This is a genomic window from Streptomyces longisporus (assembly GCF_039532765.1).
Classification (GTDB): domain Bacteria; phylum Actinomycetota; class Actinomycetes; order Streptomycetales; family Streptomycetaceae; genus Streptomyces; species Streptomyces longisporus.
In genome coordinates this window covers 1-20,164 of the sequence record NZ_BAAASG010000010.1, presented here as the reverse complement: position 1 = coordinate 20,164, position 20,164 = coordinate 1, and the positions used below count along the sequence as shown (strand labels likewise).

Annotated in this window: 15 protein-coding genes and 2 pseudogenes; 14 read left to right on the top strand and 3 right to left on the bottom strand. The window is 71.2% G+C overall.

Annotation, left to right across the window (positions count from 1 at the left end):
* Positions 1 to 115 precede the first annotated feature (115 nt).
* Positions 116 to 3,769 (top strand): glycosyltransferase, encoded by a 3,654-nt coding sequence (locus tag ABD355_RS21210; protein ID WP_344402087.1) that lies wholly within the window; start codon positions 116 to 118, stop codon positions 3,767 to 3,769.
* The gene (locus ABD355_RS21205; protein ID WP_344402086.1) at positions 3,766 to 5,310 is read left to right on the top strand and encodes a DUF5719 family protein; all 1,545 of its coding nucleotides are present in this window, start codon (positions 3,766 to 3,768) and stop codon (positions 5,308 to 5,310) included. Before ABD355_RS21210 ends, ABD355_RS21205 begins: the two co-directional genes overlap by 4 nt.
* Positions 5,311 to 5,398: 88 nt before the next feature.
* On the opposite strand, the gene ABD355_RS21200 is transcribed toward ABD355_RS21205, so the two are convergent.
* The gene (locus ABD355_RS21200) at positions 5,399 to 5,848 is read right to left on the bottom strand and encodes a metallopeptidase family protein (RefSeq protein ID WP_344402334.1); all 450 of its coding nucleotides are present in this window, start codon (positions 5,846 to 5,848) and stop codon (positions 5,399 to 5,401) included.
* A 343-nt stretch (positions 5,849 to 6,191) separates the two neighbouring features.
* Between ABD355_RS21200 and ABD355_RS21195 the strand changes: the two genes are divergently transcribed.
* The 9 genes and pseudogenes from ABD355_RS21195 to ABD355_RS21150 all read left to right on the top strand — a co-directional run bounded on the left by ABD355_RS21195 (position 6,192) and on the right by ABD355_RS21150 (position 13,952).
* Positions 6,192 to 6,569 carry a DUF3499 domain-containing protein gene (locus ABD355_RS21195; RefSeq protein ID WP_030941657.1) on the top strand — a complete coding sequence of 126 codons (378 nt, stop codon included), beginning with the start codon at positions 6,192 to 6,194 and terminating at the stop codon, positions 6,567 to 6,569.
* Positions 6,570 to 6,648: 79 nt separating this feature from the next.
* A pseudogene (locus ABD355_RS21190) lies at positions 6,649 to 7,244 on the top strand (L-lactate permease); the annotation flags it as partial.
* A gap of 209 nt (positions 7,245 to 7,453) precedes the next feature.
* Complete coding sequence (locus ABD355_RS21180; protein WP_344402343.1) at positions 7,454 to 7,591, top strand: hypothetical protein; 138 nt, start codon at positions 7,454 to 7,456, stop codon at positions 7,589 to 7,591.
* Between the two features lie 411 nt (positions 7,592 to 8,002).
* Positions 8,003 to 8,131 (top strand): annotated as a pseudogene (locus tag ABD355_RS21175) (L-lactate permease); the annotation flags it as partial.
* 379 nt (positions 8,132 to 8,510) lie between these two features.
* Positions 8,511 to 9,875, top strand: coding sequence for a phosphomannomutase/phosphoglucomutase (locus ABD355_RS21170; RefSeq protein ID WP_344402084.1), 1,365 nt, complete (start codon positions 8,511 to 8,513; stop codon positions 9,873 to 9,875).
* A 250-nt stretch (positions 9,876 to 10,125) separates the two neighbouring features.
* Positions 10,126 to 10,311 carry a Trm112 family protein gene (locus ABD355_RS21165; RefSeq protein ID WP_344402083.1) on the top strand — a complete coding sequence of 62 codons (186 nt, stop codon included), beginning with the start codon at positions 10,126 to 10,128 and terminating at the stop codon, positions 10,309 to 10,311.
* A gap of 166 nt (positions 10,312 to 10,477) precedes the next feature.
* The gene (locus ABD355_RS21160) at positions 10,478 to 11,608 is read left to right on the top strand and encodes an SIS domain-containing protein (protein WP_344402082.1); all 1,131 of its coding nucleotides are present in this window, start codon (positions 10,478 to 10,480) and stop codon (positions 11,606 to 11,608) included.
* 75 nt (positions 11,609 to 11,683) lie between these two features.
* Positions 11,684 to 12,835: a mannose-6-phosphate isomerase, class I gene (gene manA / locus ABD355_RS21155; protein WP_344402080.1), complete on the top strand. Its 1,152-nt coding sequence runs from the start codon at positions 11,684 to 11,686 to the stop codon at positions 12,833 to 12,835.
* A gap of 136 nt (positions 12,836 to 12,971) precedes the next feature.
* The gene (locus ABD355_RS21150; protein ID WP_344402079.1) at positions 12,972 to 13,952 is read left to right on the top strand and encodes a cation diffusion facilitator family transporter; all 981 of its coding nucleotides are present in this window, start codon (positions 12,972 to 12,974) and stop codon (positions 13,950 to 13,952) included.
* Between the two features lie 25 nt (positions 13,953 to 13,977).
* Here the strand turns inward: ABD355_RS21150 and lepB are convergent, their stop codons facing one another.
* The gene (gene lepB, locus ABD355_RS21145; RefSeq protein WP_344402078.1) at positions 13,978 to 14,646 is read right to left on the bottom strand and encodes a signal peptidase I; all 669 of its coding nucleotides are present in this window, start codon (positions 14,644 to 14,646) and stop codon (positions 13,978 to 13,980) included.
* A gap of 586 nt (positions 14,647 to 15,232) precedes the next feature.
* Here lepB and ahcY point away from each other — a divergent pair.
* Together ahcY and ABD355_RS21135 are read left to right on the top strand one after the other, a co-directional pair.
* Positions 15,233 to 16,690 carry an adenosylhomocysteinase gene (gene ahcY, locus ABD355_RS21140; protein ID WP_344402077.1) on the top strand — a complete coding sequence of 486 codons (1,458 nt, stop codon included), beginning with the start codon at positions 15,233 to 15,235 and terminating at the stop codon, positions 16,688 to 16,690.
* 157 nt (positions 16,691 to 16,847) lie between these two features.
* On the top strand, positions 16,848 to 17,462 hold the full coding sequence (locus tag ABD355_RS21135; protein WP_344402076.1) for a hypothetical protein: 615 nt from the start codon (positions 16,848 to 16,850) through the stop codon (positions 17,460 to 17,462).
* Positions 17,463 to 17,543: 81 nt separating this feature from the next.
* On the opposite strand, the gene ABD355_RS21130 is transcribed toward ABD355_RS21135, so the two are convergent.
* Positions 17,544 to 18,518 (bottom strand): RDD family protein, encoded by a 975-nt coding sequence (locus ABD355_RS21130; RefSeq protein WP_344402075.1) that lies wholly within the window; start codon positions 18,516 to 18,518, stop codon positions 17,544 to 17,546.
* A gap of 129 nt (positions 18,519 to 18,647) precedes the next feature.
* Between ABD355_RS21130 and ABD355_RS21125 the strand changes: the two genes are divergently transcribed.
* A complete protein-coding gene (locus ABD355_RS21125) occupies positions 18,648 to 19,655 on the top strand; it encodes a stage II sporulation protein M (protein ID WP_344402074.1) in 1,008 nt (335 codons plus the stop codon).
* Positions 19,656 to 20,164: the final 509 nt, after the last annotated feature.

Sequence of the window (20,164 nt, the reverse complement as noted above, 5' to 3'; positions counted from 1 at the left end):
GCGGCGGGCCGCCGTTATGCCCAGCCGATAGTGTGGTCGCTCGTCCGAGACGCCTCGCTGCCCCCAGAGGGCACAGACGTCCACCGCAGTCCACCGAACCGGGGCCCGTACCTCGATGTCCGTGCACAGCCACACGGCAGCCCACCAAGACCTCGCTGCCACACCAGAGTTTCCGCGTCACGTGGTGACGGCGGTCGTCGTCTCCCACGACGGCGCCCGCTGGCTGCCCGACGCGCTCGCCGGGCTGCTCGGCCAGGAGCGCCCCGTCCAGTACGCCGTGGCCGCCGACACCGGCAGCGCGGACGACTCCGCCCAGCTGCTCACCGACGCCCTCGGCGCCGACCGCGTGCTGCACCTCGCCCGGCGCACCGGCTTCGGCCAGGCCGTCGAGGAGGCGGAACGCAGCGCACCCGTCCTGACCCCCGACGAGCTGCCCTATCTGAGGCGGCCCAGCGGCTGGGACCCGGCCACCCGCAGCTGGCGCGACGACGCGTACGACATGCCGGAACTCCCGCACGGCGAGCCGGTCCAGTGGCTGTGGCTGCTGCACGACGACTGCGCCCCCGAACCCGATGCCCTGGCCCAGCTGCTGCGCGTCGTGGAGAACGAACTCGAACTCGGCCGGGACGACGTGGCCGTCGTGGGCCCCAAGCTCCGCGGCTGGTACGACCGCCGCCAGCTCCTGGAGGTCGGCGTCACCATCGCCAACTCCGGCCGCCGCTGGACCGGCCTGGACCGCCGCGAACAGGACCAGGGCCAGCACGACCATGTCCGTGCCGTGCTGTCGGTGTCCACCGCCGGCATGCTGATCAGGCGCGACGTCTTCGAGCAGCTCGGCGGCTTCGACAACCGGCTGCCGCTGATGCGTGACGACGTCGACCTGTGCTGGCGCGCCACCGCCGCCGGCCACCGTGTCCTCGTCGCCCCCGAGGCGGTCGTACGACACGCCGAGGCGGCCTCCCGCGAGCGCCGCACCGTCGACTGCTCGGGCCGTACCGTCGCCTCCCCGCACAAGGTCGACAAGGCCGGAGCCGTCTACACCCTCCTGGTCAACACGCGTACGGCCGCGCTGCCCTGGGTGCTGGTGCGCCTCGTGCTCGGCACGCTCGTGCGGACCGTCGCCTACCTCGTCGGCAAGGTCCCCGGGCAGGCCGTCGACGAGATCCGCGGCCTGCTGGGCACGCTGCTGCGCCCCGAGCGGATCATCGCCGGACGGCGCAGGCGCGGCCGGCCGCAGATCGACAAGGGCGAACTGCGCGCCCTGTTCCCGCCGCCCGGCGCGACCATACGGGCCACCGTCGAGCAGGCCGCGGGCGATCTCGTCGGCCGCTCCGACCCCGAGGTGACCTCCGGCGCCGGACGGCACGGCGGCGCGGTCGAGTCCGGGCCCGGCGGCGACGACGCCGATTTCCTGGAGATCGAGCAGTTCGCCCGCCTCAAGCGCATCGGCCGCAAGCCAGGTCCGATGCTCTTCCTGGTGCTGCTGTTCGTCTCGCTGGTCGCCTGCCGCGCCCTGCTCGGCGGCGGCGCGCTCGCGGGCGGCGCCCTGCTGCCCGCCCCGGCCGACTCCGGCGAGCTCTGGTCGCGCTATCTCGACTCCTGGCACGCCGTGGGCGCCGGCGGCACCCCGTCCGCGCCGCCGTACCTCGCGATCGTGGCGATGCTCGCCTCCGTGCTGTTCGGCTCGACCGGACTGGCGGTCACGGTCCTGCTCGTGTGCTCGGTGCCGCTGGCCGGCGTCACCGCGTACTTCGCCTCCCGCCCGCTCGTCGAGTCGCGTCTGCTGCGCGCATGGGCCGCCGTCGTCTATGCCTTCCTGCCGGCCGCCACGGGCGCGCTCGCGGGCGGCCGCATCGGCACCGCCGTACTGGCCGTGCTGCTGCCGCTCATCGCACGCGCGGGCATCGCGGCCAGCGGCCTCGCGAACACGTCGGGCACACCCGGCAGCTGGCGCGCCACCTGGGCGTACACGCTGCTGCTGACGATCACCACGGCGTTCACGCCCATCGTGTGGCCCGTCGCGCTGGTCCTCGGCCTCGCGCCGCTCGCCGTGCGGCGCACCGACATCACCGCCCACGGCCTGCGCTTCCTTGCCCAGCTCGGCACGCCGCTGCTGGTCCTCGCCCCCTGGTCGCTGTCGTTGCTCCCGCTCGGGTTCTTCAAGGAGGCCGGGCTCGACTACGGCCCCTCGGCCGCCTCCGCCCTCGATCTGCTCGGCATGAGCCCCGGCGGCCCGGGCACGGCCAGCGGGCTGATGCTCATCGGCATCGTCCTGGCCGCGCTGGCCGCCCTGCTGCGCTCGGAGCGTCAGTTCGGAATCTGGACGGCCTGGGCGGTCGCCCTGGTGGGTCTCGTCTTCGCGGTCCTGTCCAACCGCTCGACCTGGGCCGGCCCGGCAACCCTCGTCTACGGCCTCGCCCTGCTGACCGCCGCCGTCCTCGGCGCCGAGGGTGCACGCGCGCGTGTGGCCGAGCAGAGTTTCGGCTGGCGCCAGCCCGTCGCCGCACTCATAGCCTTCGCCGCGCTCGCGGGCCCGCTGGTCATCGCCTTCGGCTGGATGATCCGCGGCGCCGACGGACCGGTCGAGCGGCAGGACCCGGTGCAGGTCCCCGCGTTCGTCGCCGAGGAGAGCGGCACCCAGGACCAGGCACGCACGCTCGTGCTCGACAGCGACTCCACGGCCCGCGTCGGCTACACCCTGGTGCGCGGCTCCGGCGCCCGGCTCGGCGACGCCGAGAGCGCCGCGGCCGACGGCGAGAACGCAAGGCTCGACAAGGTCGTCGCCAACCTCGTCGCCGGCTCCGGCGCGGACCAGGCCGACCAGCTCGGCAAGTTCGCCGTCCGCTACGTCCTCGTCCGCAAGGGCGCACCCCGCGAGGTCACCCGCGTCCTCGACGCCACTCCCGGCCTCTCCCGGCTGAGCCAGCAGGGCGGCAGCGCCCTGTGGCGGGTCGACCAGGAGGTCGCGCGCGCCACCCTCGTTCCCGCCTCCGGCTCCGGTACGGCGCAACCCGTCGCCGCCGGACCCGTCGAGATCCACACCACGGTCCCGTCCGGATCCGGCGCCCGCGTCCTGCGCCTGGCCGACACCGCCTCCGAGGGCTGGACGGCCACCCTGGACGGCAGGCCGCTCACCCGCACCACCGTCGACGGCTGGGCCCAGGGCTTCCAGCTCCCCGCCTCCGGCGGCAAGCTGGACGTCACCTTCGACGACCCGATCACCCACACCGCCTGGCTGTGGGCGCAGGGCTTCCTGGCCGTCGTCCTGGTCGTCCTGGCCCTGCCCGGCCGGCGCCGCGACGTCGACGACGACCTTCCCGAGGAACCGGCCGTACCCGCCGAGGCCGTCGCCGGTGAGGGCCGCCGCGCCCGCCGCCTGCGGGCCCAGGCGGAGGCCGAGACCGAAGAGACGGGCCAGAGCGAGGAGTTCCCGTCTCCTCCTGCGGAGGAGACACCGGTGGCGGTCCCGCACCAGCAGTCCTACGGCGACTGGGACGCGGCCGGCTACCAGGGCGCCGACTACGGCGGCTATGGCAACGAGCAGTACCAGGGCACCCAGCAGTACCCGGCGGGCAGCTACGACCAGACGTACCAGGCGGACCCGTACCAGGGCGGCCAGTACGACCCGTACGCGTACGGAGGCACCTCCCAGGGGTCGTACGACCAGACCGCGTACGACCCGTCGTACCAGCAGGGCTACGACCCGGCGTACGACCCGGCGCAGCCGAACCCGCCCGCCCCTGAGCGTCCCGACGGGAGTCAGCAGTGAACCGCACCACCCTCTCCCTGATCGCCGGCACGGCCGCGCTCGCCGCCATCACGGGCTTCGCCTCGCTCACCGGGCCGGGCGCCTCCGGCGCGGACACCGCCAAGGCGGCCGCCGAACTGCCCGTGGAACGCACCACGTTGCTGTGCCCGCAGCCCAGCACCTCGGACCTCGCCGACACGTCGTACACGTCCTTCACGCCCGTCACGAAGGGCACGGGAAGTGACGGCACGGCCCAACTGCAGTCCGCCACCGAGCAGTCGGCCGACGCGGCGGGCGCCGGCGGCAAGACGGGCGGCAAGAAGGACAGCAAAAAGGGCAGCAAGAAGAAGGCCGGCAAGCCGACGACCGGCAAGCAGGTCCTCACGCCCAAGGAGCCTGGCAAGCCCGTCACGGGCGACACCTCCGGTGCCGACACACCCGCGTTCGTCGGCACCGCCGAGGGCAGGTTCGCGCCCGGCTGGGCGGTGCAGGAGACCACCGAGGTCGCCGCGGGCAGCGGACGCGGCCTCCAGGGCGTCAACTGCACCGCGCCGGACACCGAGTTCTGGTTCCCGGGCGCCAGCACGGACGCCGCCCGCACCGACTACGTGCACCTCACCAACCCGGACGACTCCGCCGCCGTCGTCGACATCGAGCTCTACGGCAAGGACGGCGCCCTCAAGTCGACCGTGGGGGAGGGCATCACCGTCGCACCGCACTCCAGCGACCCGGTCCTGCTGTCCACGCTCACCGACGAGAAGCAGACCGACCTCACCGTGCACGTGAACGTCCGCAGCGGACGCGTGGGCGCCGCCGTGCAGGCCCTCGACGACAAGGTCGGCGGCGACTGGCTGGCCGCGTCCACGGACCCGGCGGGCAGCCTCGTCCTGCCCGGCATCCCCAAGGACGCCACGGACGTGCGTCTGATCGCCTTCACGCCCGGCGACGCGGACGCCGACCTGAAGGTGCGGCTCGCCTCGCCGTCCGGTCGGATCACGCCCGCCGGGAACGAGACGCTGCATGTGAAGGCCGGTATGACCACCGCCGTCGACCTCGGCCCCGTCACCCGCGGCGAGGCCGGCTCCCTGGTCCTCACGCCCACCGACAAGTCCGTACCGGTGGTCGCCGCGCTGCGTGTCGTACGGGGCAAGGGCGACAAGCAGGAGACGGCGTTCATCCCGGCCACCAGCCCGGTGGGCACGCGCGCGACGTCCGCCGACAACAGCGCAAAGGGCACCACGCTGTCCCTCACCGCACCCACCCGCACCGCCCAGGTGAAGGTCACCGCGTCCGCGGGCAGCGACGGCGGCACCGCGGTCTCGAAGACGTACACGATCAAGGCCGGCACCACCCAGGACATCGCCGCCCCCGTCCCGAGCGGCCTCCAGGGCACCTACGCCCTGACGGTCGAGCCCCTGTCCGGCGGCCCGGTCTACGCGGCACGCACCCTGGCGGCGACGGTCGAGGGAGTCCCGGGCCTCACGGTCCAGACCCTGCCGGACGACCGCGGAACGGTGGCGGTACCGGAGGCGGACCAGGACCTGTCGGTACTGCAGCGGTAGTTGTTTTCAGCCCGTCCGGCATTTGAGGACGAGGCCGTTCAGGCCGAGAGCGGGGGTCTGGGGGCGGCGGCCCCCAGTGAACGCCGGCTCAGTCCTCGCCATACCGCGGATCCACCGTCTCCGGAGTAAGCCCCAGCAACTCGGCCACCTGCTCGACGACGACCTCGTGCACCAGAGCGGCCCGCTCGTCCCGCCCCTTCGTGCGGATCTCCACCGGCCGCCGATACACGACCACCCGTGCGGGCCGCCCCTCCCGGGAGGGGATCGTGCCGCCCAGCGGCACTGCCTCGTCGCTCCAGGCCTCGGCCGGACCGTCCAGACGCGGCACCTCGAGGACGAGGAAGTCGATCTCGGCGAGCTGCGGCCACCGCCGCTCCAGCCGCTCCACGGAGTCCTGCACCAGATCCGCGAACGCCTCGGCACGGCTCGCGGCGAGCGGCACCTGGGGCGGCGCGATCGGGCCGCGCATGCCCCGGCCGTGGCGATCACGACGGCGGGGCCCGGGGCGGGCGGCACGGTGCGGTACGGGGTTGTCCATCACTGGTGAAGCGTAGTCCCCGCCGGGACCGCACGCCGTGCCCCACGCGGCCGGCCCGAGCGCCTCGGACGCCCCTGGTGGGCCTGTCGCAGGATGACCATTCCAGCCAAGGTTGGGCTCGTTTCCGTATCTCTACGAGACCGACGATCTTGGGGCAATTGACGGTGTTTGTACGGTGTGTTGATCGGGCGAAGAGGCGCGCAAGGCCCTGTGAATGTGTGTCCGTGCAGGTCAGCCGGGTGTTCCAGGGAAGGGGTGTGGGGTGTTTCACAGTACGACACGGTGGGGTGACCTGGGGGAGAGTCGTCGCGGCCCGCTCAAGAGTGCGGTACCGTCCAACGTCGTGAGCCCTGTACGTCGCTGTTCGCGCACCGCTTGCGGCCGTCCCGCCGTCGCGACGCTGACGTACGTCTACGCCGACTCGACCGCGGTCCTCGGCCCGCTCGCCACCTACGCCGAACCCCACTGCTACGACCTGTGCGCCGAGCACTCCGAGCGCCTCACCGCCCCGCGTGGCTGGGAGGTCGTCCGACTGCTCGACGGCTCCGCTCCGGCCCGCCCCAGCGGTGACGACCTGGAAGCGCTTGCCAACGCGGTGCGCGAGGCGGCCCGCCCCCAGGAGCGGGCGGCGGGCGCCGGCGGTGGCGGGGCGCGCACGGCGGACCCGATGGAGGTCGCGCGGCGCGGGCATCTGCGGGTACTGCGCTCGCCGGACAACTGAGCTGCGCTTCCCGTCCCCCGTTCCGCCCAGTGGGCACACTCATTGACGTGCATTTGGCGCGGACACGATCGTTCCGGTGATGGGTCCGGAGGGAAATCGCTTTCCGCATGCCGGAATCGGGGAGGCGCCCGTGTACGTCCAGGAACTGGAACCCGTCGCCGACTCGCTCGGCCTGTCCGCCCTCGTTGCGGCCCTGCCCCTGCTGATCGTCCTGATCCTGCCCGGCGGGGCGCGCATGAAGGCACACCTGGCGGGCCTGACGGGGCTTCTGGCGGCCGTTCTGGTCGCCTGGCTCCCTACGCATGCCGCTCGACCAGACGCTCTCCAGCGCCGCCCAGGGGGCCGCCTCGGGCTCCTCCCCATCCTGTGGATCGTGGTCAACGCCCTGTGGGTCTACCGGATGACGGTCCGCACCCGGCACTTCGACATCCTGCGCCGCTCCTGCGGACCGCGGTCGGACGACCCGCGCATCCAGGCGCTCGCGGTCGCGCTTTGCTTCGGCGCGCTTCTGGAGGTCCTCGCCGGATTCGGTGCGCCGGCGCGATCCGCTCCGTGATGCTCGTCGCCCTCGGCTTCGACCCCGTGCGCGTCGCGCTCGTCGCACTCGTCGCCAACACGGCGCCGGTCGCCTTCGGGGCGATGGGCACACCGGTCGTGACACTCGCGCAGGTGACGGGGCTGCCGCTGGACTCCGTGGTGGGGCGTCAAACCCCGCTGCTGGCACTGCTGGTGCCGGCTCGTCCTGGTCTGGCTGGTGGACGGGCGGCGCGGCCTGCGCGAGACCTGGGTGCCCGCCCTGGTGTGCGGAGTCGCCTTCGCCGTCGCCCAGTTCGCCGCCTCCGACTACGTCTCCGCCGCAACTCGCCCACATCGGTGCCTCCTTGGTGGGCGCGGGCACCCTGGTCGCCGTACCGCACGCCCGCGTGCCCGCCACCGAGTCGGTACGCGCGTCCGTGCTGACCGGCGTGCGCAGCAAGGAACTGGACGAGGAGGAGCCGCGGCCGAAGTCCTGCGCGCCCTAAGCCCCGTACGCGTTCATCGTCGCGGTCTTCTCCGTCGCGCAGATCCCGGCGGTCAAGGACTGGTCGGCCCGGGCGACGCAGACGTACGACTGGCCGTTCCTCGATGTCGCAGGGCGGGCGGGAAACCCGTCGGCGGCAATGTCTTCATCTGGCCGATCGTGTCGACCGGCGGCACGCTCGTCCTGCTCGCCGGGGTCTGCACGGCGGTCGTGCTCCGTGTGCACGCACGCGTGGCGGTCAAGGAGTGGCTGGCGACCGTGCACGATCTGAGGTTCGCGATCCTGACCGTGACGTCCGTGCCGGCGCTCGCGTACGTCATGAACCTCTCCGGGCAGGCGGGCACCATCGGCACTTCGTGGCGGCGGCGGGAGCCGGACCGGCCTTCCTGTCACCCGTCCTGGGCTGGTTCGGGTGGCGGTCTCCGGCTCGGACACCTCCGCCAATGCGCTCTTCGGAGCGCTCCAGGTGACCACGGCCCGCGAGTCCGGTCTGTCGCCCGAACTCCTGGCCGCCGCCAACAGCTCGGGCGGTGTCCTCGGCAGGATGATCTTGCCGCAGAACCTCACCATCGTCTGCGCGGCCGTGGGCCTCACGGGGCCGCGAGGGAGATCTGCTGCGCAAGGTGCTGACCTGGAGCGCGGGCCTGCTGCTGGTGATGTGCCTGATCGTGATGGGCCAGAGCTCACCGGTCCTGGACTGGATGCTGCCCTGACGGTTCTGGATTCTGACCGTTCTGGATCATGCCTGACCGTTCCGGATCCTGCCCCGGCTCTTCCCGGATCCTGCCCCGGTCCTTCCCGGTTTCTCACCCGGCTCTGACCTGAGGCTACGGCTGGAAGCCCACTCCGAGACCGCACGACGCACGGTCAGACGGTACGGGTAGTTTGAGGCGACCGATAGGACTTCAGGAGGGTTGGCCGTGGCTGCTGATCTGTCGCAGATCGTGAAGGCGTACGACGTACGCGGGGTGGTCCCGGACCAGTGGGACGAGTCGCTGGCCGAGCTCTTCGGTGCGGCCTTCGTCCAGGTGACCGGGGCGGACGCGATCGTGATCGGCCACGACATGCGGCCGTCGTCGCCGGGCCTGTCGCGTGCCTTCGCGCGCGGGGCGGCCGCACAGGGCGTCGACGTGACCGAGATCGGCCTGTGCTCGACCGACCAGCTGTACTACGCCTCGGGCGCCCTGAACCTGCCGGGCGCGATGTTCACGGCCTCGCACAATCCGGCGCAGTACAACGGCATCAAGCTGTGCCGCGCGGGTGCCGCGCCGGTGGGCCAGGACACGGGCCTGTCCCGGATCCGCGAACTGGCCGAGCAGTGGAGCGAGGCGGGCGCCCCCGAGCCGGTCGCCGAGCCGGGAACCATCACCTCGCGCGACACGTTGTCGGACTACGCGGCCCACCTGCGCTCCCTCGTCGATCTGACCTCCATCCGCCCCCTGAAGGTCGTCGTCGACGCGGGCAACGGCATGGGCGGCCACACCGTCCCCACGGTCCTCGCCGGCCTGCCCCTGACCGTCGTACCCATGTACTTCGAACTGGACGGCACGTTCCCGAACCACGAGGCGAACCCGCTGGACCCGGCGAACCTCGTCGACCTGCAGCAGCGCGTACGCGAGGAGTCCGCCGACCTGGGCCTCGCCTTCGACGGCGACGCGGACCGCTGCTTCGTCGTCGACGAGCACGGCGACCCGGTCTCGCCGTCCGCCATCACGGCCCTGGTGGCCGCGCGCGAGCTGGCCAGGAACGGCGGCAAGGGCGTGATCATCCACAACCTGATCACCTCCTGGTCGGTCCCCGAGGTGGTGCGCGAACACGGCGGCACCCCGGCCCGTACCCGAGTCGGCCACTCCTTCATCAAGGCCGAGATGGCGAAGTCGGGCGCGATCTTCGGCGGCGAACACTCGGCGCACTACTACTTCAAGGACTTCTGGAACGCCGACACGGGCATGCTGGCCGCCCTCCACGTCCTCGCGGCCCTCGGCGGCCAGGAGGGCCCGCTCTCCGCCCTGACCGCCGAGTACGACCGCTACGTCGGCTCCGGCGAGATCAACTCAACGGTCGCCGACCAGGCCGACCGCCTGGCGGCCATCAAGGCGGCGTACGGCGCCCGCGAGGACGTCACCCTCGACGAACTCGACGGCCTGACGGTCACCTCCACCGACTGGTGGTTCAACGTCCGCCCCTCCAACACGGAACCCCTGCTCCGCCTGAACGCGGAGGCAAGGGACGAGGCCACCATGACAAAGATCCGGGACGAGGCCCTGACCATCATCCGAGCCTGACCGATTCAGCCCGTCCGGCGTTTGAGGACGAGGCCGTTCAGGCCGATGCGGCCGCCAGGGGGCGGAGCCCCCTGGCGGGGTCGAAGGGGCAGCACCCCTGGGTACGGGAACGGGCGGGGGCGGCGGGGGCGACCCCTCCCGCAGCAACCCGACCCGACCCCGTCCCAACCCCGGCACCCCGCTCCCCACGGCGGTACGCTGACCAGGCACATCCGCACACGCACTCGCGCGCCCCCGAAGGGAAACACCCATGCCGCTCGAAGCCGGCCTCCTGGAGATCCTCGCCTGCCCGGCCTGCCACGCCCCCCTCAAGGAGCAGGAAGCCAACGAGCAGGAAACCGAGCTGATCTGCACGGGCAAGGACTGCGGCCTGGCCTACCCCATCCGCGACGGCATCCCCGTCCTGCTCGTCGACGAGGCCCGCCGCCCCGCGTAACGCCGAGCCCCGCCACCCGCGCAAGAAGGCACCCGCAAAAGCCGGCGCGCAATAAGGCACCCGCGCAATGAGGCACCGCGCAAAAGGGCACCCGCACAACAAGCCCCCGCCGCGCGCACAACCCCGGCGCACACAAAGAACCCCCGGCGATCGGAGGCTGCCGCCCATGCTCGACGAATCGCTGCTCGACACTCCCGAGGCCCTCTCGGAGGCCGACCGCCGCGGCCTGCTACGCGGCGCCGCCGAGGCAGGCGCCCGCGTCCGCACAGCCGCCCGGCACGCCGCAGAGGCCGGCGTGAACGACCTCAAGCCCGACGGCCGCCCCCGCGCGGTCCTCATCGCGGGCCCCGGCGCCGCAGCGATCTGCGCCGCCGACCTCCTCGGCACGCTCGCCGGCCCCGGCAGCCCCGTCATCCGCCTCGCCCCCACCGGCGTCGCCCCCGCCGCGGGTGCCCTGCGCTGGGAACTCCCGGGCTGGGCCGGCAGCGTCGACCTGCTCCTGATCACCACCCCCGACGGCACCGAACCGGGCCTGTCCCTGCTCGCCGAGGCGGCCTACCGCCGCGGCTGCACGGTCGTCGCCGTCGCCCCCGCCCGCACCCCGCTCAACGAGGCGGTGGAAGGCGCCCACGGCCTCTTCGTACCGATGGCGACAGCCCCGTACGAGCAGGACGAACAGGAACTCGCCGCCTCCGCCCCCGGCGTCCTGTGGGCGCTGCTCACACCCCTCCTCGCCCTTCTCGACCGTGCCGGCCTGGTCACCGCCCCACCGGAGGCCGTCGAGAAGATCGCCGACCGTCTCGACCACATCGCCGAGCGCTGCGGCCCCGCCATCGCGACCTACAGCAACCCCGCCAAGACGCTCGCCGCCGAACTCTCCGACGCGCTGCCCGTCGTATGGACCGAGGGCGTCTCGGCAGGCCCGGCGGGACGGCGTTTCGCAGCCGCCCTCGCCGAGCTCTCCGGCCGCCCTGCGGTCGTCGCCGAACTCCCCGAGGCACTCGCCGCACACAGCGCCCTGCTGGCCGGCCCGCTCGCCGCCAGCGCCGACCCGGACGACTTCTTCCGCGACCGCGTGGAGGAAGCACCCGCCCTGCACGCGCGCGTGGTGCTGCTCCGCGACCGCCCTATCGAGGGCCTCACCGCCGCACCGGCCGCCCGTGAACTGGCCCTCAGCCACGACACGCCGATCAGCGAACTGGAACCGGAACCCGGCGGCGAACTGGAGACCCTCGCCGAACTGATCGCCATCACGGATTTCGCCGCCGTTTACCTGGCGCTCGCCTCGGGGGCCTGACGTTGACCCGCGCACCCCGCGCTTACTGACCAGCGCCCGCCGAGCGCGGCGTACGTACGGAGACGAAGACACAGCATGGACCGCCTCGACAACACCATCCGTCCCTACGCCTGGGGTTCGACCACAGCGATCCCGCACCTGCTCGGTGTCGAACCGACCGGTGAACCGCAGGCGGAGATGTGGATGGGCGCCCACCCCGGCGCCCCCTCGCGCACCGGACGCGGCACGCTCGTCGAGGTCGTCGACGCGGATCCGGAGAAGGAGCTCGGCCCGGCCGCCGTCGCCAAGTTCGGCCCCCGTCTGCCCTTCCTCCTCAAGATCCTCGCGGCCGGCGCCCCGCTCTCCCTCCAGGTGCACCCCAACCTGGCGCAGGCGAAGGAGGGTTACGAGGACGAGGAGCGCCGGAACATCCCTGTCGACGCCCCGCACCGCAACTACAAGGACGCCAACCACAAGCCCGAACTGATCTGCGCGCTCACCGAGTTCGACGGCCTCTGCGGCTTCCGCGACCCGCTCCGGGCGGCCGCCCTCCTCGACGGCCTCGGCGTCGACTCCCTCAAGCCGTACGTCGACCTGCTGCACGCCCACCCCGAGGACGCCGCCCTGCGCGAGGTCCTCACGGCGATCCTCACCGCCGACCCCGAGGAGATGCACCACACGGTCGCCGAAGCCGCGGCCGCCTGCACCCACCTCGGCGGCGACTACGCGCCCTACGCGGACATCGCGCACCACTACCCGGGCGACCCGGGCGTCATCGCCGCGATGCTCCTCAACCACGTACGTCTGCAGCCCGGCGAGGCCCTCTTCCTCGGGGCAGGCATCCCGCACGCGTACCTGAACGGTCTCGGCGTCGAGATCATGGCCAACTCCGACAACGTCCTGCGCTGCGGCCTGACCCCCAAGCACGTCGACGTCCCCGAACTCCTGCGCATCGTCCGCTTCGAGGCGAGCGACCCGGGCGTGCTGCGCCCCGAGGCGTCCCCGGACGGCGAGGAGGTCTACGAGACCCCGATCGACGAGTTCCGGCTGTCGCGCTACGTCCTGCCCGAGGGCGGTTCCGCCCACGACCTGACCCGCGCCACCCCGCAGATCCTGCTCTGCACGGCCGGTTCCGTGCAGGCGGGCGAACACGAACTGCGCCCCGGCCAGTCGGTCTTCGTCCCGGCGGGCGAGAAGGCCGAGGTGTCGGGAGCGGGTACGGTCTTCCGGGCCACTGTGATCGTATGACCGGAGCTGTGGATACCTGACGCGCCGTCGTCGGGCAGGGCTGCAAGAATGGCCCACCGGCAAAGGACGGGCAAAGCCGCGACGAGGCGGGGCCCCGGACGGCGTACGTACGAAGGCGAAGGGACAACCCGGACAGATGAGCGCGTCAGGCGGCACCAGGGCGATCGTGGCGGCACTCGGCGCCAACCTCGCGATCGCGGCATCGAAGTTCGTGGCGTTCGCGTTCAGCGGTTCCTCGTCGATGCTCGCCGAGGGCGTCCACTCGCTCGCCGACTCGGGCAACCAGTTCCTGCTGCTGATCGGCGGCAAGAAGGCCCAGCGCGAGGCGACCCCGCAGCACCCCTTCGGCTACGGCCGCGAGCGGTACATCTACGCCTTCCTGGTCTCCATCGTCCTCTTCTCGGTCGGCGGCATGTTCGCCATCTACGAGGGCTACGAGAAGATCCGCCACCCGCACGAGGTGGAGCACTGGTACTGGCCGGTGGGCGTCCTGGTCTTCGCGATCATCGCCGAGGGCTACTCCTTCAAGACGGCCATCAAGGAGTCCAACGAGCTGCGCGGCACGCTGTCCTGGTCGCAGTTCATCCGCCGCGCCAAGGCACCCGAGCTGCCCGTGGTCCTCCTGGAGGACTTCGGCGCGCTCATCGGTCTCGTCCTCGCACTCGGCGGCGTGGGCCTCGCCCTGCTCACCGGCGACGGGGTCTGGGACGGCATCGGCACGGTCTGCATCGGCATCCTGCTCGTCCTGATCGCCCTCGTCCTTGCCGCCGAGACCAAGTCCCTCCTCCTCGGCGAGGCCGCCGGGGTCGACGAGGTCAAGCAGATCGAGGCGGCCGTCGTCGACGGCGACACGGTCACCGGCATCATCCACATGCGCACGCTCCACCTCGGCCCCGAGGAACTGCTGATCGCCGCCAAGATCGCAGTCCAGCACGACGACACGGCCGCGGAGGTCGCCTCCGCCATCAACGCCGCCGAGGCCCGCATCCGCGCCGCCGTCCCCATCGCCCGCGTCATCTACCTCGAGCCGGACATCTACAGCGAGGCCGAGGCCGCCAAGGGCCCCGACCGCGAGGCCACGCCCGGCGGACCGGCGTCCCACCCCGCCGGCCACTGACACCACTTCGCCGCACGCCCCCTCGTCATACCTGTACGGCCCAGGGCGGAGGCGGGGGCACGACGACCCGCTTCCGTACGGCCACCGCCGCGATCCCCAGTCCGAGCCCGGTGAGCGCGATCAGGCCACCCACCAGCGCGGCCACCCCGAGCAGGGCCGCCCCGGTGTAGTCGTCCGTCACACGACCCTGGACCGCGCTCACCGGGACCGTGCCTCCATGATCGTCGGGAAAGGCCCGCGAGTCCCGCGAGTTCGACCGATGATCACCGAGCACGAAGAGCCGGCCCTCGGGAACCCGCACGTCGTACTTCTGGTTGGTCCCCTCGGCGGTACCGCCCGCCAGGTAGGGCTCGTCGAGCGGCTTTCCGTTCACGAGGAGCCGCTCACCCTGGTCTTCCCCCGTGCAGCAGACGATGTGATCGCCACCGACTCGGATGACGCGCTGCATGACGACGGCGCCCTGGTAGCGCTCCGGCGCCGAGTACAGCACGACGTCGCCCCGCCGCACCCCGGTCCCGTCCATGCGCTCGTACACCAGCTGCTGCCCCTGCGTGTACGTCGGCGACATGCTGTCGCTGGCCACCGTGGTCCCGTGGTAACCCGTCCACAGGCTTGCCAGCGCCACAACCACCAGCACGACACCCAGCGACCCCAGCACCCCCGCCCAGATCCCGAGCTTCCGCGCCCTGCGCATCGCCACTCCCTCCCCACACGGAACATCCGCGCCGCGCAGAGGCTAGCCGCCCGCTGTGAACCGGCTGTGGCGGACCCGGACCCTGGCGACGGAGGCCCTGTTCACCACTGGGCGGCTGATCCAGCCGGTGCGGTCGGCGCCGGTTCCACACCCTTGTCCGCGACGAGCCTCAGCCGCCTCGATCTCCTGACGCCTTTGTGGCGCGAAACGTCTGCGGCCCTGCTCAAAGACGCGAAAGTCCCTGGTCGGCCTGGTCTGCTGCCCCTGTTCTCCCGTTCGTAGGTGTCCTGTTATCGCCCTGCGACCCCTGGCTGCCGCACCCGGCGCACGGGCCTCTCGGCGCGATGTGTTGGAAGGCGGACTGGGGCCGCCCCGGCGGCCGGTGTAGCTTGGAACCGAGCCAGACGTCGCTGCTGATGGCGGTCGGGCGGTCCCACCGCGGACCGACCGAGGGAGAGAGGGCCTCCGACGGACTGCGCTGCGCGTACGCGGGCATGCCTGTGTCCTCTTCTCGGGCACCCCTGTGCCCGCCGCCGCGCAGACCAGCCGTACCCACCCTCGACCCAATCCCGAGGAGCAGCTCGCAATGACGACTGTCGACAACCGACAGGACTTCAAGGTCGCCGACCTCTCCCTGGCCGACTTCGGCCGCAAGGAGATCACCCTCGCCGAGCACGAGATGCCCGGCCTGATGGCGATCCGCAAGGAGTACGCCGAGACCCAGCCGCTGGCCGGCGCCCGTGTCACCGGCTCCCTGCACATGACCGTGCAGACCGCCGTGCTCATCGAGACCCTGGTCGCCCTCGGCGCGCAGGTCCGCTGGGCCTCCTGCAACATCTTCTCCACCCAGGACCACGCGGCCGCCGCCATCGCCGTCGGCCCGAACGGCACGCCCGAGAACCCGCAGGGCGTCCCGGTCTTCGCCTGGAAGGGCGAGACCCTGGAGGAGTACTGGTGGTGCACGGAGCAGGCGCTGACCTGGCCGGACAGCCCCACCGGCGGCCCCAACATGATCCTGGACGACGGCGGTGACGCCACCCTCCTGGTCCACAAGGGCGTCGAGTACGAGAAGGACGGCAAGGTCCCCTCCGTCGACACCGCCGAGTCCGACGAGCACCGCGTCATCCTCGAACTCCTGCACCGCACCATCACCAACGGCTCGCAGAAGTGGACCCAGCTCGCCTCGGAGATCCGCGGCGTGACCGAGGAGACCACGACCGGTGTGCACCGCCTGTACGAGATGCAGCGCGACGGTGTCCTCCTCTTCCCGGCGATCAACGTCAACGACGCCGTCACCAAGTCGAAGTTCGACAACAAGTACGGCTGCCGGCACTCCCTGATCGACGGCATCAACCGCGCCACCGACGTCCTCATCGGCGGCAAGACCGCGGTCGTCTGCGGCTACGGCGACGTGGGCAAGGGCTGCGCGGAGTCCCTGCGCGGACAGGGCGCCCGCGTCATCGTCACCGAGATCGACCCGATCTGCGCCCTGCAGGCGGCGATGGACGGCTACCAGGTCACCACCCTCGACGAGGTCGTCGACAAGGCCGACATCTTCATCACCACGACCGGCAACAAGGACATCATCATGGCCTCGGACATGGCCAAGATGAAGCACCAGGCGATCGTCGGCAACATCGGTCACTTCGACAACGAGATCGACATGGCCGGCCTCGCCAAGATCCCGGGCATCGTGAAGGACGAGGTCAAGCCGCAGGTCCACACCTGGACCTTCCCCGACGGCAAGGTGATCATCATCCTGTCCGAGGGCCGTCTGCTGAACCTGGGCAACGCCACCGGCCACCCCTCGTTCGTGATGTCCAACTCCTTCGCGGACCAGACCCTGGCCCAGATCGAGCTGTTCACCAAGCCGGACGAGTACCCGACCGGCGTGTACACGCTGCCCAAGCACCTCGACGAGAAGGTCGCCCGCCTCCACCTGGACGCCCTCGGCGTGAAGCTGACCACGCTGCGCCCGGAGCAGGCGGCGTACATCGGCGTCGACGTCGAGGGCCCGTACAAGCCGGACCACTACCGCTACTGAGCGGCTCGGCTCAGCCGATGGTGAGCGTGTCGGTGCGCTGACGCGCTCACCAGCAGCAGTTCCTCCGAGGCAGGCCCCCGCACCCCCGTGTCGGGGGCCTGCCCCTTTGGCTCTGCGGCCCGTCGGCCGGACCAGCCCGTCAAGACCCAGGACCCCCATGCCCCGCGGCCGCTATTCGCTCCACGATCCGCACGATCACACCCCCCTCGCAGAAGAGCACTTCCACTGCGCCCCCGGACCTTCCGGCTGGCGTTATGTCTCCCAACTCACCACCCCCGCGGGCGATCAGCAGGGTTCCGTCGACCTCGCCCTCGACGAGCTGGGCCGCCCCATCCGCCTCGAGCTGCATGCCGCGGGCTGGCAGGTCCGCGGTGCCGCCCTCGACGGCGTCACCTGGGTCCGGACGGACCCCACCGGAGCCCATGCCGCCGAAGGCAACGTCCGCGCCCACGCCTTCACCGGCACATCCCCAGCGTTTCTCATCGCCACCACCCGTCTCCTGCGCCTCACCCCTTCCGCCACAGCAACTCGCGTACGCCTCGTCGCCTTCACGGACCCCGTCCTTGCCCCGCGCACCGTGGACCAGTCCTGGGCCTTGGTGAACAGAGAAACACACGCCACTGACAACGCCCGCCTGACCGTGGACGAGTACCAGGTCACAGCCCTGGACACGGGTGAGCAGCACGTCGTCCACATCGCCGGCGACGTGGTGCTCGCCGCGCCCGGCATCGAGCTCGAAGACCTCGAATCGCCGCCGTCCACATTCGCCTGAGCGAGACGTTCGCCGAAGCGGTGCAAGGGAAACGCGCGGACGTACCTGCCTGATCCGGGCGGCCCGGCGGCCGCGAAGGGCCTACGCCGGCGGGACGAAGCTGGTGGACCCGGTGGTTCCGCCCGCTGGCCGGTCACTCGACGGTTCATCCGGCTGGGCGGTCTGCACGGTCTCGTGCGCCGGAGCCGTCTGCGCCACATGAGCAGTCGGCGGAGCCGCCACCGGAGGGAATCCGGCCGGGGGCTCGTAGGAGCCCGGGGCATCAGCCGGGTGCACGCCACCCGCAGCAGGGCCCCCGACCGCGGCTCCATTCGCGAAGGCCCGTCGCGCCTCCCGGGCTTGCCGCTCCTGCATCACACCCGCCAGATACGCCGCCGGTGGAACCCCCTGGGGAACCGGCGTACCCGTACGCGCCGAGAGGTCCGATGCGAGCCGCTCCGCCATCGCCCAACCCACTTGCGGATCCAGCTGCTGCATGCGCGACAGATACTGACGGACGGCGAGCCACAGTCCGTCGGGAACCGCAGACAGATCAAGCCCCGAGAACCTCCCGGCCAGCCAGGGCGGGGGCGGAGGCAGAAAACCCGTCCGCACCACAGGCACCCTTTCCCGAACGACGAGAGTCCCGGCGAACACGTCGCCGAGCCGGCGCCCGCGAGCCGACACAAGGGATGCGATGCAGGCGACGACCCCGAACGTCATCAGGATCTCGACCACACCGATCCCACCCCGAACCAGCGCATGCCGGAACCGGATCGGCCCGCCGTCGTCCCGCACCACCCGCAACCCGCACGCCAGCTTTCCGAGCGACCGCCCATGGCTGAGCGTCTCGACCGCGATCGGCGCGCCCACCAACACCAGAACGGAGGTCGCGATCGACACCGCGATCTGCGCCGCGTCATCCAGCGACGCCGTGGCAGCGACGAGAGCGATGGTCAGGACCACGTAGACGAGCATGGCCACGGTCAGATCGAGCAGTACTGCAAGTGCTCTGCTGGGCAGCCTCGCGGGGCGCAACTCCAGCGCCACCGCCTCGCCCGTCACAAGCTCACTCACGCCCGTAGTCCTTCCCCTGGCCTGCCCCGTGAACGGCCAGTCTGCCAAGCTGAGGGCGCATCGCGCCGCAGTACGAAAAGCTGACCCCAGGACGAGCCGCCGACGAACAGCCGAGGAGCAGGCAAACCGATGGACCTCGACGTCTTCGTCACCGCCCACCGAGCCGAATGGGATCGCCTCGACGCCCTCCTCAGACGTCAACGCCGTCTCACCGGCGCTGAGGCCGACGAACTCGTCGTGCTCTACCAGCGCACGGCCACGCACCTCTCTCTGATCCAGTCCAGCGCCCCTGACCCCCAGCTGACCGGACGCCTCAGCCAGCTCGTGGCACGCGCGCGTAGCGCAGTCACAGGTACCCGACGCGCCTCCTGGCGAGACATCACCCGCTTCCTGACGCAGGGATTCCCTGCTGCGGTCTACAGATCGCGCCGTTGGTGGGTCCCCACTGCGCTTGTTTCCACCGTCGTCGCTGTCCTTCTGGGCTGGTGGATAGGCACCCACCCCGAGGTGCAGGCCACGATTGCGGCCCCGAGCGAGCTGCGTGAACTCACCCGCCCAGGGGGACAGTACGAGACGTACTACTCGAGCCATCCTGCGGCGTCCTTCGCCGCCCAGGTCTGGACGAACAACGCCTGGGCCGCCGCTCAGTGCCTGATCCTGGGCGTCTTCCTCGGCTTGCCCGTCCTCTGGATCCTCCTCCAGAACATGATCAACCTCGGCGTCGGCTTCGGGCTGATGTCCTCGGCCGGCCGACTCGACACCTTCCTCGGCCTGGTCCTCCCGCACGGCCTGCTCGAACTGACCGCCGTCTTCGTGGCCGCCGGAACCGGCCTCCGCCTCGGCTGGACCCTCATAGACCCGGGCCCCCGCTCCCGCCGCACGGCCCTCGCAGAGGAGGGCCGTGCCGCTGTGGGCATGGCGATCGGTCTCGCTCTCGTCCTCTTCGTCTCAGGCGCCATCGAAGGTTTCGTCACCCCTTCTGGCCTGCCCACGTGGGCCCGAATAGGCATCGGGGTCGCTGCAGAACTCGCCTTCCTCGTGTACGTCTTCGTCCTGGGCGGCCGAGCGGCCCGTGCCGGGGAGACAGGTGACGTCGAGGCAGCGGAGCGCAGCGCCACGGTCCCGACAGCCGCCTGATGTGCGGCCGGGCCTCCCGACCTGTTAGTCTCTCCTTCGCCCCGCAGGAGCCGTTGACACGGCCCAAGCGGGGAGGTAGATTCGAACAGTTGCCTGGAACTGGATCTAGTCCGGTCGGCAGCAGTGAGTATCTGCCTGCTTCTCGGAAACATCGATTTCGAAGAAGCCACTCCCGATGAATCGGAAATGAGCGGCCGGTCAGTCCGGCTCAAAACTTCTGATAAAGTCGGAACCGCCGGAAAGGGAAACGCGAAAGCGGGAACCTGGAAAGCACCGAGGAAATCGGGACCGGAAACGGTCTGATAGAGTCGGAAACGCAAGACCGAAGGGAAGCGCCCGGAGGAAAGCCCGAGAGGGTGAGTACAAAGGAAGCGTCCGTTCCTTGAGAACTCAACAGCGTGCCAAAAATCAACGCCAGATATGTTGATACCCCGACACCGGGAAGTTTTTCCTGGTGGCGAGGTTCCTTTGAAATACACAGCGAGGACGCTGTGAACGGCCGGGCTTAT

Coding starts and splice junctions, on each gene's coding strand:
- ABD355_RS21210 (WP_344402087.1), top strand. CDS start 116: ATGTCCGTGCACAGCCACACGGCAGCCCACCAAGACCTCGCTGCCACA.
- ABD355_RS21200 (WP_344402334.1), bottom strand. CDS start 5,848: ATGGACAACCCCGTACCGCACCGTGCCGCCCGCCCCGGGCCCCGCCGT.
- ABD355_RS21165 (WP_344402083.1), top strand. CDS start 10,126: ATGCCGCTCGAAGCCGGCCTCCTGGAGATCCTCGCCTGCCCGGCCTGC.
- ABD355_RS21160 (WP_344402082.1), top strand. CDS start 10,478: ATGCTCGACGAATCGCTGCTCGACACTCCCGAGGCCCTCTCGGAGGCC.
- manA (WP_344402080.1), top strand. CDS start 11,684: ATGGACCGCCTCGACAACACCATCCGTCCCTACGCCTGGGGTTCGACC.
- ABD355_RS21150 (WP_344402079.1), top strand. CDS start 12,972: ATGAGCGCGTCAGGCGGCACCAGGGCGATCGTGGCGGCACTCGGCGCC.
- lepB (WP_344402078.1), bottom strand. CDS start 14,646: ATGCGCAGGGCGCGGAAGCTCGGGATCTGGGCGGGGGTGCTGGGGTCG.
- ahcY (WP_344402077.1), top strand. CDS start 15,233: ATGACGACTGTCGACAACCGACAGGACTTCAAGGTCGCCGACCTCTCC.
- ABD355_RS21135 (WP_344402076.1), top strand. CDS start 16,848: ATGCCCCGCGGCCGCTATTCGCTCCACGATCCGCACGATCACACCCCC.
- ABD355_RS21125 (WP_344402074.1), top strand. CDS start 18,648: ATGGACCTCGACGTCTTCGTCACCGCCCACCGAGCCGAATGGGATCGC.